This window comes from Gemmatimonadaceae bacterium (assembly GCA_035606695.1).
In the GTDB taxonomy this organism is placed as follows: domain Bacteria; phylum Gemmatimonadota; class Gemmatimonadetes; order Gemmatimonadales; family Gemmatimonadaceae; genus JAQBQB01.
In genome coordinates, this window is the sequence record DATNEW010000009.1 from 64,117 (window position 1) to 77,544 (window position 13,428).

Genomic DNA, 13,428 nt, shown 5'->3' on the forward strand with positions numbered 1-13,428 from the left:
CTAAGATAGTCGTTCCCCAACGCTGATGCCCCGTCCCGATGCCCACTCCTTTGGTGCCACGCGGCGTTTGCCGGCGGGATGCACCGCGCCGATCTCCACGGCGCCGCCCAGGCAGGCAACCGTCATCCCGTTTGCATCGACGGCGACGACTTCGCCGGGCGCGAACGTGCCCGTGAGCTCGCGTTCGCTCGTGCGGCCGCCGAACAGTTTCACGTCGGCGCCCTTGACGGTGCTGTACGCGCCCGGTTTGGGATCGAACGCGCGAATCATTCGCGCGACCGACTGTGCGTCTTTGGTCCAATCGATTCGCGTGCGCATGCGATCGACCTTCGGCGCGTAAGTCGCGGCGGAATCATCCTGCGCGGTTTCGGCGACGGCGCCCACGGTGAACAACGCCAACGCTTCGACGAGCGCCAGCGCGCCCATCTCGGCCAACCGCATCTGGAGCTCGCCGTACGTCTCATCCGCCGGGATCGGCGTGCGCATCTGGAGAATCGACGGACCCGCATCGAGCGCTTTCACCATCCGCATGATGGTGATGCCGGTTTCGTCGAGGCCTTGAAGAATCGCCGCCTGAATCGGCGCGGCACCGCGAAGCTTCGGCAAGAGCGACGCGTGAATGTTGATGGTGCCCAGTCGCGGCAGGTCGATGACTTCCTGCGGCAGAATGTGGCCGTACGCCACGACGACCGAGATGTCCGGCGCGAGCTCGCGCACGCGCGACACGAATTCGTCACCGCGCGGACGTTCCGGTTGCAACACCGGGATCTGCTCGGCGAGTGCGACGGTTTTTACGGGCGGCGGTTCGAGTGTGGAACGAGAGCGCCCGACGGCGCGATCCGGTTGCGTCACGACGCCGACGACCTCGAAGCCTTCGCCGATCAGCGCGCTGAGTGGCGGAACCGCGAAATCAGGCGTGCCCCAGAAGAGCACGCGCATTCAGAGCTCCTCGTCGGGGTGCGCGTGCGAACGCGCTGGATCGCTCTCGAGCTTGCGAATGAATCCGGGATATTTGTCCTTCTCTTTTTGCCACTTCGCCATCGCCGAGCGTCGCTTGAGCACGCTCATGTAATCGATGAACAGTTTGCCGTGAAGGTGGTCGATCTCGTGCTGCAAGCAGCGGCCGAGCAGCTCACCCGCCTCGACCTCGAACTCCTTTCCCTCGAGATCGAGCGCGCGCACGCGCACGCGCGTCGGCCGCTCGACGTCGCCGTACACGTCGGGAATCGACAGGCAGCCTTCTTCGGCTTTTGCCGTTTTCGAATCGCGCTCGAGAATTTCCGGATTGATGATGACGAGTGGACTGTCGTCGACGTCCACGACCGCGACGCGTTCCGTGCGGCCGACCTGCGGTGCGGCGAGACCGATGCCCTTGGCCAGATACATCGTGTCGAACATGTTCTTCACGAGGGTGCGAAGCTCATCGGTGATCTCGCCGACCGGCTTCGTCTCCTCGCGCAGCACGGGATCACCCAGGACGCGGATGTCGAGAATGCTCACGCCGGCGGAGTGTTGGTGGCTGGAGTGACGGCAGTGGTGCCGATGATGCGCGCGATGCGCCCTCGCTCGACGATCAGGCGCGACTCGCCCGACTTGATCGTGACGCGATCGTCGAGACGATTGCCGCCGCCGTCCTTGCTGACTTCGCGGATGTGGACGACTTCGCCGACGACACCACCCGCCGTGACGATCTCGTCGCCGCGCTTGAGCGCCTTCAACGAATCCTCATGCTGCTTCCGCTGCTTCTGCTGCGGACGCCACATGATGAAGTAGATGATCGCGACGATGAGGACGAACTCGAACATGAACGGCGAGAGCGCGCTGCCACCGGCGCCGGCGGCCTGCAGAAGGAGCGCGAAGGGAATTCCCAGCGGATTGATCATGCCGCAGTGACCGGTCGAGAGTGGTAGCGCGCGAGCCATTCCCGGCTCCACGCATCGATTGTCCCGGCGCGAATCGCGGCCCGCGCGTCGCGCATCAAATGGACGAGGAAATGTACATTGTGCAGGGACAGCAGGCGTAGGCCGAGGATCTCGTCGGATGTGAAGAGATGCCGAATGTAGGCGCGCGAGAAGCGCCGGCACGCCGTACAATCGCAGCGCTCGTCCAATGGCCGCTTGTCCGTCCGGAACTCCGCCCGCTTGATGTTCAGGCGGCCGTCGTTCGTGAATGCGGCGCCGTTCCGCCCCATCCGCGTGGGCGCCACGCAGTCGAAGAGATCGACCCCGCGCAGAACGCCTTCGACGAGATCTTCCGGGAAGCCGACGCCCATCAGATAGCGCGGGCGGTCTGACGGCAGCTCGCTGTCCACGACCTCGAGGATGCGGTACATCTCGGGCTTGGCCTCGCCGACCGACAGACCGCCGATACCGTAGCCGGCCCAATCCCCCTGGGCCCGAATGGCGCGCGCCGCTTCGCGCCGCAGCGATGCGTGGATACCACCTTGCACGATCGGAAAGAGCGCTTGGCTGTTGTCGCGCGGCGGTTCTTCGCGAGTCAGCCGCTCGACCTCCGCCGACGCGCGAACGAGCCAGCGGAGGCTGCGCTCGCTGGCGTCGCGTGCAACGCTCTCCTCGCTCTGTCCGGGAATGACGTGATCGAATTGCATGATCACGTCCGCGCCGAGGTTGCGCTCGATGCGCATGACGCTTTCGGGCGTGAAGACGTGCGTCGACCCGTCGATGTGACTCCGAAACTCGACACCCTCTTCGCTCACGGTGCGCAGCCCTTCGAGCGAGAAGACCTGAAAGCCGCCCGAGTCGGTGAGAATGGGACCGTCCCATTGCATGAAGCGATGCAAGCCGCCGAAGTCGCGAATGAGCTCGTCGCCAGGACGCAGGTGGAGATGGTACGCGTTGCTCAGGATCATCTGCGCGCCCATCGCGTGCAGGTCGTCGGGGTCGAGCGACTTGACCGTGGCGAGCGTGCCCACCGCCATGAACGCCGGCGTCTCGACGACGCCGTGCGGCGTAGTGAATCGTCCGGCGCGCGCGGCGCCGTGTTGTGCTTCGAGTGAGAATGCGAATTCGGACACGTGGCTGCAGAATGCTATAGCGGTAAATGGCGGTGGAATACGGTCAGATGATGGCCATCGCGTCGCCGTACGAATAAAAGCGATACCTGTGCGCAACGGCTTCGCGATACGCGCGCATCGTCAGCTCGTACCCCGCGAACGCGGCGACGAGCATGATCAACGTCGAACGTGGCAAATGCAGGTTGGTGATGACGCGGTCGACCGCCCGAAACCGATATGGCGGCCGAATGAAGATGCGCGTCTCACCCTCTCCCGCGCGAACGACGCCGTGTTCGTCCGCCGCGCTTTCCAACGTGCGCACGCTCGTCGTCCCCACGGCCCACACGTGTCCCCCGGCTGCACGGCGCGCGTTGATCAGCGCCGCCGACTCGGGCGAAAGGGCATACCACTCTTCGTGCATCACGTGCTGCGCGGGGTCGTCCACCTCGACGGGCTTGAACGTTCCCGCGCCGACATGCAACAACACCTCGGCGCGCGCGACGCCCTGCGCGCTGAGGTGCTCCAGCAGTTCGGGCGTGAAATGCAGACCCGCGGTCGGCGCGGCGACCGAGCCCGACTCGCGCGCGAACACCGTTTGATACCGCTCGGCATCTTCGGGCGCGTCGGCGCGCTCGATGTACGGCGGCAGCGGAATGTGCCCATGTCGCTCGATGGCGTCGTCGAGTGGAAGCTCGCTTTCGAGTCGCACGATGCGCGTCCGCCGCTCGGTGACCTCGAGAATTTCGGCGGTGAATCCCGGCGCGATGTCGACGCGCCGGCCGGGCTTGAGCTTCCCACCGGGAGAAACCATTGCTTCGTATCGCGCGCCGCCGAGCGGTTTGAGGAGAAGAATTTCGGCGGGGGCGCCCGAGGCGCGTTGGCCGAGGAGGCGCGCCCGCATGACGCGCGTGCGGTTGACCACGAGCACGTCGCGCGGATCGATGAGCTGCGCGACGTCGGCGAACGTGCGATGCGCGATGGTTCCCGCGGCGCGGTCGACGACCATCAATCGCGATGCATCGCGTCGCTCGAGTGGGCGTTGGGCGATGCGATCGTGCGGGAGGTCGAAGTCGTAGTCGGAGGTGCGGGTGCCGTGCGTCACGCGACTAAGCTAGCCGGGCGATCAGGGTGTGGCGCTCAGAGCCGGGGACGTCTCGCGGCGTCTCGCTTCCGGCGTCTCGCGCCCAGGCGCTCCGGGCCGGCCGTGGTGTATCCTGAGCGCGTGTCATTCCGAGCGCGGCGAGGAATCTGGCGTCCCGGCGGATTGGCCGGCCACGCGACCGGGCCGTTAGATCCCTCGCCTTCGCTACGCTCCGGCTCGGGATGACCAGACCGCGCGGACGCGCCCACGGGGCCGACGCGCGGCCGCGGTACCCTCTCGAAGTAACGCCCTTCAAGACCTAGAACAGCGACTCCTGCCCCAGCGGTTCCCTCGGCGTAAATCCAAAATGCCGATACGCCTGCGCCGTCGCCACACGCCCGCGCGGCGTACGCTGCAGAAAGCCATGCTGCACGAGAAACGGCTCGTACACTTCCTGAATCGTGTTCTCATCCTCGCCGATCGCCGCACCGATCGTGTTCAATCCAACCGGGCCGCCGTCGAACTTCTCGATGATCGTCTTGATGATGCGCGCATCCATGTCGTCGAGGCCGAACATGTCCACGTCGAGTAGCGCGAGCGCCTGATCGGCGATCGCCTTCGTGATCACACCACCGCCCTTCACCTGCGCGTAGTCGCGCACGCGGCGCAGCAGGCGGTTCGCCACACGCGGTGTTCCACGCGCGCGCCGCGCAATCTCCGACGCGCCGTCGCTCTCGATCTCGACCTTCATCACGTCCGCCGTGCGGCGCACGATCAACTCGAGATCCTCGGCCGGATAAAAGTTGAGCCGCTGCTCGATGCCGAAGCGCGCGCGCATCGGCGCCGTCAGCATGCCAAGTCGTGTCGTCGCGCCAATGAGCGTGAAGGGCTCGATCGCCATGCTGATCGTCTGCGCCTTCGGCCCGTCGGACAAGCGAATGTCAATTTTGTAATCCTCCATCGCCGGATAGAGGAACTCTTCAATGATAGGCCGCAGCCTATGGATTTCGTCGATGAACAGAATGTCGCCGGGCCGCATGTTCGTGAGCGTCGAGACGAGATCGCCCGGCTTCTCGAGCGCGGGTCCCGAGCTCGTGCGAATGTTCACGCCCAACTCGCGCGCGATCAGCTCGGCCAGGGTGGTCTTGCCGAGTCCCGGTGGTCCGAAGAACAGCGTGTGGTCGAGCGGCTCGCGGCGCGCCAGCGCGGCGTCGATGTAGATCCGCAAACTCTCCTTCACCTTTTGCTGGCCGATGAATTCGGCGAGCCGCTGCGGACGAAGGGAGAGCTCGACGACCGACTCGTCGCTCAAGACTTCAGGGGTCGTAATCTCGGCTCGCGACATCGCTACACACTATCAGGCGGGGTGTTGTTCGGCCAACCGGTGAACCGCGTTCGCGGTCCGATCAAAATATACCCCGAATAGACGCCGAAGTGCAGCGCCGCGTCACCGCGGCCGAAACTCTGATCGAATCCCCCCGCCGCCGCGATGAACGAAGCCGGCGGCCGTTCTCGAATCCCAAAAACCGAAGACGGTACCCATGCACAAAAAGTCCGCATGGCTGAGCATAGTCGTGCTCGGCAGTCTGGCGGCGTGTGACATTCCCACCGCGGCGCCGAAGTACACGACGCAGTGGGACATTCCCGCCAAGAGCACGTCGATCTCCGTGAACTCCTTGCTGCCGAGCGGCGTGAGTGCGACCGCGGACAACAGTGCATTCCAGGCGACGATCTCGCCGTCGTCGACGACCATCAGCCGTTCGCTCGGGCAGGATTGCTCGGCGTGCGCGGCGTCGAACGGCTTCAGCATTCCGAAGCCGGCGTTCGTCGGCCAGGGCAACGCGAGCGTCGCGCTGCCGAGCGGCGTCGCGAGCGCCACGCTGGTGCGCGACACGCTGACGGTGACGATCAACAACGGCTTCAACTTCGATCCCATTCGTCCGAGCCCGACGGCGCGTGGGTATTACGTCGTTCGCGTGTTGAGCGGCACGACGGTGGTTGGCCGCGACTCGCTCGATGGCAGCGCGATCGCGATGCCCGCGGGCGGCGTCGTGACTCGCAAGATCGCGCTCGCCGGCACCATCGCCGGAAATGGCGGACTGCAGATCGTCACCTCGCTCAGCTCGCCCGCCGGCGACGCCGTGTCCATGGACATGACGCGCACGATCAGCGTGAGCGGCAGCACGGGCCCGCTGTATCTCTCGAGCGCGTCGGTCAGTCTCGCGAATCAGACCGTGTCGTCGAGCGCCACGCAGTTCGATCTCAGCAGCCTCGATAAGTCGATCACCGATCGCGTGAACGACGGCGCGCTCGAGCTCACCGTGACGAACCCCTTCGCCGCGACGGGCAACCTGAGCGTCACACTCACGGCGGACGGCACGACGATCACGAAACCGGTCGTGCTGGGATCCGGCACCACGACGCCGGTGGTCTCGCTGACGAAGAGCGATCTCCAGGCGCTGTTCGGCCATCAGGTCGCCATTGGCTTCGCCGGCACGGTGAGTGGAAGCAACGTTGTCGTCACGCCGGGGCAGACGGTTTCCGTCGTCGCGCGCATGCAAATCGGTCTCAATACCGGGAGCAATCAATGAGCACGAATAACCATCGCGGCGCGCGCGTGGCGAGCGCTCTCGTTCTCGTCGCGTTTGCAGCGACCGCCAGCGCGCAGCTGCCCAACGCAAGCCCGAGCGCGACCGGTTTGAGCAACGCGTACACCGCGCGGGCGCGCGGCTACGACGCCGTGGCGTGGAATCCGGCGAACCTCGGAATGCCTGGGAATCCGGCGTTCTCGTTCACCGCGCTCGCGCTGAGCGGCTCGTCGGGTCTCGATCCGATTTCGTTGAGCGACGTCGCGCCGTACTCCGGCAAGGATCTTCCCGCGGCGCAGCGCGAGAGCTGGTTGCAGAAGGTGACCGCGAAGGGCGGCGAAAACGGCCGTCTCGACGCGGGCGTCACGTTCCTGGCGTTGAGCGCGGGTCCGCTCGCGCTCCAGGTCGGATCGTCGGTCGCGGGCAGTACGAAGCTCAATCCCGATGCGTTCCAGGCGATCATGTTCGGCAACGCCGGGCGCACCGGACAGGTGTCGACGCTCAACCTCGCTGGTTCCGGCGTGCACGCCGGTGCGTTCACAACGGCCGGTTTGAGCTATGCGTTGTCGTTCGGCGGCGGCGCGAAGTCGGCGAGCCACGCGGCGCTCGGCGTTACCGCGAAGTACGTCGCGGGCAACGCGGTCGCGATCGCGCAGGATCAGGGCAGCACCGCGGGCAACACGGTGTCGGTGAACCTGCCGGTCGTGTACTCGAATCCTGATTCGAGCAAAGTTGCGGGCTCGGGCGTTGGTGTCGACGTGGGCTTCGCGTGGAGCCAGGGAAAACTGAGCTTCGGCGCCACGGCGCAGAACGTCTTCAACTCGTTCGCGTGGGATGAGACCAAGCTGTACTCGAAGGTCGGCACGGCGTTGTTCGACGGGAACAGCAACACGTCGGATTTCACGGCCGGTCCGTATGCTCAGGCGCCTGCCTCGCTTCGCCACCAGGTCACCGATGACAAGTTCAAGCCGATCCTCGGCCTTGGCCTGGCGTACGGATGGCGTCGGTCGATCATTCTCTCGGCTGATGCACGGCAGCAGACCGGCGATGCATTGCTCATCGGCCCGAAAACGTCGGTCGGCGGCGGCATCGACTATGAGTGGCTGCCGTTGCTGCGCCTGCGCGCGGGTGCGTCGTACATCACCAATGGCTGGGGCATGTCGGGTGGCGTCGGGCTTCAGCTCGGCCACTATGAGCTGGGTGCCGGCTTGGCGATGCGCACCGTGAACGGCGGCAAGGAGCCGGGCGTCACGGTGAACTTGATTTCAATTCACTAAAGCGCTCGTTCGATCGCAGACCATCGTCTCAGCGAACGCGGCGGCCCATCACGGGTCGCCGCGTTCGCGTTTTCTGGACGTGCGGGCTTTGACGGCGTATCGTCGGTGCATGTATTGGGTCCGCGCATGCGTGATGATTCTGGGAATGACGCTTGCCGCCGGTCATCTCGGCGCGCAGGTCGTGCGGCTGCGGATCACTGATGCCGCCAGCGACGCACCGCTGCCCAACGCGACCATCACCGCGATCGGTGAGCGAATGCAGTGGCGATCCGATTCAACCGGCCGCGTCGTCGTCGCCGTGCGCCGTCCCGGCGCGAACATCTTCACCATTCGCCGCCTTGGGTTCGACGAAATCACGACGACGCTCGAGGTACCCGAGCGCGACACGCTGAACGTGCACGTGATCATGCATGCTGCCGCGCGCACGCTCGACACGGTGACGGTGAATGCAGTTCCGGTCGTGGCGCGCCTCTCGGACTTCGAGCGCCGCCGGCAGCAGAAGGGCGGCGGAACGTTCATCACGCGCGCGGAGATCGAGAACAATCCGCCGATCCAGACGGCGGATCTATTGCGCCGCGTGTCGTCGGTCGACGTGCGCCAGAAGGGAATGCAGACGGTGGTCGTCTCGCGCCGCGGACCGGTGAGCGTGCTGGTCACGCCGGACATGTGCGTGATGCCGCTCGGACGCGACGGGTTGATTCTCGGACCGAACTACAATCTCAACGACATTCCGGCCAATGAGATTTACGGGATCGAGGTCTATCCCGGGCCGGCGGACATTCCGGTGGAGTTTCGGAATTCGCTGCCGAATGGGAACTGCGGGTTGATCATGGTGTGGACGCGGAGTTCGCGTTGAGTGCGTGTGTCATCCCGAGCGGAGGCGCGAAGCGCCGGAGTCGAGGGACCCTTCACAGCGGAGGGCTTCTCCGTCGGGACGGGGGCCTTCGACTCCTCTTCGCTGGGCTCAGGGTCGCTCAGGATGACAATGCTTCCTTCAGGACGCCGATGCCCTGCGCTCCAACGCCGCCCGCAACCCCGCCAACCGCTCGGCCGCACGATCCAGCGTCTCCTGCTTCTTACAGAACGCGAACCGCGTGAAGGTGCGCCCGTCTTCCTTCCGCGAGTAGAAGCTCGACCCCGGCACCGTCGCGACGCCGATCTCCTGCGTCATCCACTTCGCGAACGTCACGTCATCGAGATCACTGATCGCCGAGAAGTCGGCGAAGATGTAGTACGCGCCTTCGGGGACGCAGAACTCGAAGCCCTGCTCGCGGAGCACCCCGGTCATGAAATCGCGGCGCTTCTTGTACTCGAGCGTGAAGTGATTGTAATAATCGGCGTCGAACGCGAAGCCGACGGCCGCCGCGGTCTGCAGCGGCGCCGGCGCGCCGACTGTTAGAAAATCGTGAATCTTGCGAATGGGACCAGTCTGCGCCGGCGGCGCGATGATCCAGCCGATGCGCCACCCCGTCGCGCTCCACGTCTTGGACAGCGACGAGATCGTGATGGTGCGCTCGCGCATGCCGGGCCATGTCGCCAGCGGATGGTGATGCCCCGTGTAGATCATGTGCTCGTACGGCTCGTCCGTGATCGCCCACGCATCGTGCTCGACGCACAAGCTCGCGATGAGATCCATGTCGGCGCGCGACAGCACGCGGCCCGTCGGATTGTGCGGGGTGTTCACGACGATCGCTTTCGTGCGCGAGCTGAACGCCTTGCGCAGCCGATCCGGATCGATGCGCCAGTCCGGCTTCTCGAGCGGAACGAACACCGGCGTGGCACCGGCCAGAATCGCGTCGGGGCCGTAATTCTCGTAGAACGGCTCGAGGACGATCACTTCGTCCCCCGGATTCATCAGCGCCATGAAGACGGACGCCATGGCTTCCGTCGCGCCGCACGTGACCGTGACGTCGCGATCCGGATCGACCTCCATGTTGTACCACCGCCGATACTTCTCGGCGATCGCTTGCCGCAGCACCGGCGTGCCCCACGTGACGGCGTACTGGTTGATGTCGCCGTTGATCGCCGTGCACGCCGCTTCCTTCATCGGCTCGGGCATCGGGAAATCGGGAAATCCCTGCGCGAGATTCACCGCGTTGTGCATGCTCGCGATGCGCGTCATCTCGCGAATCACCGACTCGGTGAACGTGACCGTACGATTGGCTGCAAGCACTCGTTAGTTCCTCACCCGTGACTGTCATCCTCGCACGCCAATCGGCGCGACCGTCATCCTCGCGCGCCAATCGGCGCGACCGTCATCCTCGCGACCCTGAGCGTAGCGAAGGGGAGTCGAGGATCTGCTCCTGTTTTTGAACTAGCCCCGAACTTTCCCCAGCGCCGCGCGAATGAGCTCAGCCGCTCCCATTCCCGCGCCACTATCGTCGATCGCCGCTCGCACCGCGCGCTCGGCATCCTGCGTCGAGTAGCCCAATGACACCAGCGCCCGCACCGCATCCTCGGCTCCCGCACTCTCGGGTCGCGGTCCACCCGGTCCCGCGGCGGAAGAAACTTGCAGATCGTCGAGCTTGTCGGCGAGATCCAATATCAATTGTTCGGCCTTCTTGCGCCCGACACGCGGCACACTTTGCAGCGTCGGGATGTCACGATTGCGAAGCGCCGTCACCAATCGCTCGGCCGTCAGCGTCGAGAGCAACCCGAGCGCGAGCGCCGGCCCCACACCTTTCGCGTTGAGCACGCGCTGAAACACGCGCCGCTCGAATGGCGTCGCGAAGCCGAAGAGCTGCCAACCGTCTTCCTTCACGACGAGATGCGTGTGCAGCGCCACCGGCTCGCCGACGCGCGGCAGCTTCTCGTACACGCCGAGTGGAATGGCAAGCTCGTAGCCGACGCCGCCCGGCGTCATGATCTCGACGCGATCGAGATCCTTGCTCAGCAGCGACCCGTTGAGTTGCGCGATCACGCGCGTCCGGTCCGTGCGCGCGTCGAACGCAGACCGCTCAGCGTCGGCAGCCGCGCCGCCATCAGGCACGCGAGCGCGGCCGCGACGCCGTCCGCCGCATCCGACGGCTGCGGCACTGATTTGAGTTTCAGCAATCGCGTCAACATGAACTGCACTTGCTCCTTCGTCGCCGCGCCCGTACCGACGACCGCTTTCTTGATCTCAGCGGGTGGAATCTCGTGAATCTCGACGTGGGCCTGCTGGCCCGCGAGGAGCACGACGCCGCGCGCATGCCCGAGCACCACGGTCGTGCGGACGTTCTTCGCGTAGAACACATCTTCAACCGACATGGCGTCGGGCGCGTGGCGCGCGAGCAGCTCCGCGACGCCCTCGTAAATCTCCTGCAAGCGAACGGGCAGCGGATCGCGCGGCCGCGTGCGAATCACGCCGCATTCGACAAGGGAGACGAGCCCGAGCCCGTCTCCCTTGACCACACCGTAGCCGGTGCTTGCTGTGCCGGGGTCGATCCCCAGAACGATCACGCGATCACTCGCGGTGCGTCGTCACTCGGAGCCGGCCATCTCGCTGACGTCGGCATCGAAGTTCGCCCAGACTTTCTGCACGTCGTCGAGCTCCTCGATCGTCTCGAGCAGCTTGAAGAGCGCTTCGGCGTCCTTGCCCGCAACCTGCACGGTGTTCTTCGGCACCATGGCGAGCTCGGCTTCCGCGATCTCGACGCCGGCCTTGCGAAGGCCTTCCTGCACGAGGTGAAAATCGCTGGGGCTCGTGGTGACGAGAAACCGCTCGTCTTCGCGCGCCACATCCTCGGCACCCGCTTCGAGGGCTTTTTCCATCAGCGCGTCTTCGTCGATGCGGCCCGCGTCGACGTAGACCTGGCCCTTCTTCTCGAACATCCACGCCACCGAGTTCGGTGTGCCGAGGTTGCCGCCAAGTCGCGTCATCTTGCTCCGGACTTCGGCGACGGTGCGCGTCGGATTGTCGGTAACCGCGTCGATGAGCAGCGCGACGCCCCCGGGCCCATAGCCCTCGTACGTCACTTCCTGATAGTCGACACCCTCGAGCTCACCCGTGCCCTTCTTGACCGCGCGCTCGATGTTTTCCTTGGGCATCGATGCGTCCTTGGCGGTGTCGATTGCCAAGCGGAGTCGGGCGTTTCCCGACGGATCGCCGCCGCCGAGCTTCGCGGCCATCGTGATTTCGCGGATGAGCTTCGTGAACAATGCACCACGCTTGGCGTCAGTCGCCGCCTTGTAGTGCTTGATCTGCTTCCATTTACTGTGGCCGGCCATAGCACGATCGGGGCAAAGGGTCTGCATGGAATATACGCGAATGTCATCCTCAGGCGCGAAGCGCTGAAGGACCCCTCTCCTCGGCGGAAAGGGGTCCTTCGCTTCGCTCAGGATGACAGAGCTTCGCTCAGGATGACCGCGCTAGCGGATTCTCACAGCCAGCGTCGCGTGCAGTCCCGTGAGCCCCGCCGTCGCGTTCGCGCCGGTTGCATCCTGCGCGGCCAAGCGGCCGACCGAATAGCCCACGCTCGGCACCACGGCGTACCCCAACACCGTCATCTGCGAACGAACGCCAAATGTCGCCATGTAGCTCGACGCCGCGCCGTTGTTCTGAAACCAACCACGCCCTTCGACGTTCGGCTCGAGAATCATCGAGCCCACCGGCACGCCGTAGGACAACGCCGTGTTGAAGATGTCCTCGTGCGGCAGGAACGAGCTGTCGGCGAGCGTGCCCGCGGTTCGGTACAGATTCCACCCCGACAACACCAACTCGCCGAGACCAACGGTGTTGTTCGCGCCGAACTGCGTGATCCACCGGTTGCCCGTGTTGTAGATCGAGCCGGCCAGATTGTCGTTTCCAAAAGTGGAATACGTGAGCCCGACCGAAATGCGTCCCGTACCGAACGCCCGGTCGATACCGCCGCGCACCCGATACTCGTTGCCCGGCTGGTAGTGCAGCGCCGGTCCGCCGGCCGCATCGAACGGCTCGTACGACGCCGCGTGCCGCAGGCTCGCGCCAAATCCAAGATTCCAGTCGCCGAGCGGGCGCGCCACGGCAAGGCCGCCGGTGCCGCCGAATCCGCTGCCCATGTTCGAGATCGGAAACGACAGGAAGTCGCTGCCGATCAACCCCGCGGCCGACTGCTCCGCGGCCGACACCGTCGACTTGCCCGTCGGCAAGTTCACGCCGGCGGTCAGCACCATGAAGTCGTTGCCGAACGTGTAGTTCGCGCGCACCTGCGTGTCCGTGGCGCCCGAGATGGTGCTCGTCGTCGACTTGCCGCCGCTCGTCTGCGTCACCTGCGAGCGGGCATACGCCGAGCCCAGGTCGAAGCTCAGCGAGGGCGTCACCGGAACGAGCACGAAGACCGGGACCGAGAATTCGCTGATTGTCGTGTTCGACGGCGCGTGCAAGTCGTACGAGTGAAACTGCGGCGCCACTCGCGCGCCGACGTCCGTGAAGGATTGCGCGCCGGCCGCCGATGCGATCGCCAGCGCGAGCGCCGCCACGGCCGTTGTTGAGCGATCGCTAATCATAGA

Annotated in this window: 14 protein-coding genes; 3 read left to right on the forward strand and 11 right to left on the reverse strand. The window is 65.3% G+C overall.

Going from position 1 to position 13,428, the window contains the following annotated elements:
- From fmt to ruvB, 6 genes are all read right to left on the reverse strand, one after another.
- The gene (fmt, locus tag VN706_02680) at positions 1-939 is read right to left on the reverse strand and encodes a methionyl-tRNA formyltransferase (protein HXT14508.1); all 939 of its coding nucleotides are present in this window, start codon (positions 937-939) and stop codon (positions 1-3) included.
- A complete protein-coding gene (gene def / locus VN706_02685; GenBank protein ID HXT14509.1) occupies positions 940-1,500 on the reverse strand; it encodes a peptide deformylase in 561 nt (186 codons plus the stop codon).
- A complete protein-coding gene (gene yajC, locus VN706_02690) occupies positions 1,497-1,883 on the reverse strand; it encodes a preprotein translocase subunit YajC (protein ID HXT14510.1) in 387 nt (128 codons plus the stop codon). The genes def and yajC overlap by 4 nt, the downstream gene beginning before the upstream one ends.
- Positions 1,880-3,034 carry a tRNA guanosine(34) transglycosylase Tgt gene (gene tgt / locus VN706_02695; protein ID HXT14511.1) on the reverse strand — a complete coding sequence of 385 codons (1,155 nt, stop codon included), beginning with the start codon at positions 3,032-3,034 and terminating at the stop codon, positions 1,880-1,882. The genes yajC and tgt overlap by 4 nt, the downstream gene beginning before the upstream one ends.
- 43 nt (positions 3,035-3,077) lie before the next feature.
- Positions 3,078-4,115, reverse strand: a complete 1,038-nt coding sequence (queA, locus tag VN706_02700; GenBank protein ID HXT14512.1) for a tRNA preQ1(34) S-adenosylmethionine ribosyltransferase-isomerase QueA — start codon at positions 4,113-4,115, stop codon at positions 3,078-3,080.
- A 298-nt stretch (positions 4,116-4,413) separates the two neighbouring features.
- Entirely contained in the window at positions 4,414-5,439 is a 1,026-nt protein-coding gene (ruvB, locus tag VN706_02705; GenBank protein ID HXT14513.1) for a Holliday junction branch migration DNA helicase RuvB, read from the reverse strand.
- A gap of 196 nt (positions 5,440-5,635) precedes the next feature.
- Here ruvB and VN706_02710 point away from each other — a divergent pair, with 196 nt between their 5' ends.
- From VN706_02710 to VN706_02720, 3 genes are all read left to right on the forward strand, one after another.
- Positions 5,636-6,685 (forward strand): hypothetical protein, encoded by a 1,050-nt coding sequence (locus tag VN706_02710; protein HXT14514.1) that lies wholly within the window; start codon positions 5,636-5,638, stop codon positions 6,683-6,685.
- Entirely contained in the window at positions 6,682-7,959 is a 1,278-nt protein-coding gene (gene traF / locus VN706_02715) for a conjugal transfer protein TraF (GenBank protein HXT14515.1), read from the forward strand. The genes VN706_02710 and traF overlap by 4 nt, the downstream gene beginning before the upstream one ends.
- 133 nt (positions 7,960-8,092) lie before the next feature.
- Positions 8,093-8,815 carry a carboxypeptidase regulatory-like domain-containing protein gene (locus tag VN706_02720; protein ID HXT14516.1) on the forward strand — a complete coding sequence of 241 codons (723 nt, stop codon included), beginning with the start codon at positions 8,093-8,095 and terminating at the stop codon, positions 8,813-8,815.
- Between the two features lie 138 nt (positions 8,816-8,953).
- Here the strand turns inward: VN706_02720 and VN706_02725 are convergent, their stop codons facing one another.
- From VN706_02725 to VN706_02745, 5 genes are all read right to left on the reverse strand, one after another.
- Positions 8,954-10,132, reverse strand: coding sequence for an aminotransferase class I/II-fold pyridoxal phosphate-dependent enzyme (locus VN706_02725; protein ID HXT14517.1), 1,179 nt, complete (start codon positions 10,130-10,132; stop codon positions 8,954-8,956).
- A 141-nt stretch (positions 10,133-10,273) separates the two neighbouring features.
- Complete coding sequence (gene ruvA / locus VN706_02730) at positions 10,274-10,879, reverse strand: Holliday junction branch migration protein RuvA (GenBank protein HXT14518.1); 606 nt, start codon at positions 10,877-10,879, stop codon at positions 10,274-10,276.
- Positions 10,876-11,400, reverse strand: a complete 525-nt coding sequence (gene ruvC / locus VN706_02735) for a crossover junction endodeoxyribonuclease RuvC (GenBank protein ID HXT14519.1) — start codon at positions 11,398-11,400, stop codon at positions 10,876-10,878. Before ruvC ends, ruvA begins: the two co-directional genes overlap by 4 nt.
- A 21-nt stretch (positions 11,401-11,421) precedes the next feature.
- Positions 11,422-12,168, reverse strand: a complete 747-nt coding sequence (locus VN706_02740) for a YebC/PmpR family DNA-binding transcriptional regulator (protein HXT14520.1) — start codon at positions 12,166-12,168, stop codon at positions 11,422-11,424.
- 141 nt (positions 12,169-12,309) lie between these two features.
- Entirely contained in the window at positions 12,310-13,425 is a 1,116-nt protein-coding gene (locus VN706_02745; protein ID HXT14521.1) for a hypothetical protein, read from the reverse strand.
- Between the last annotated feature and the right edge of the window lie 3 nt (positions 13,426-13,428).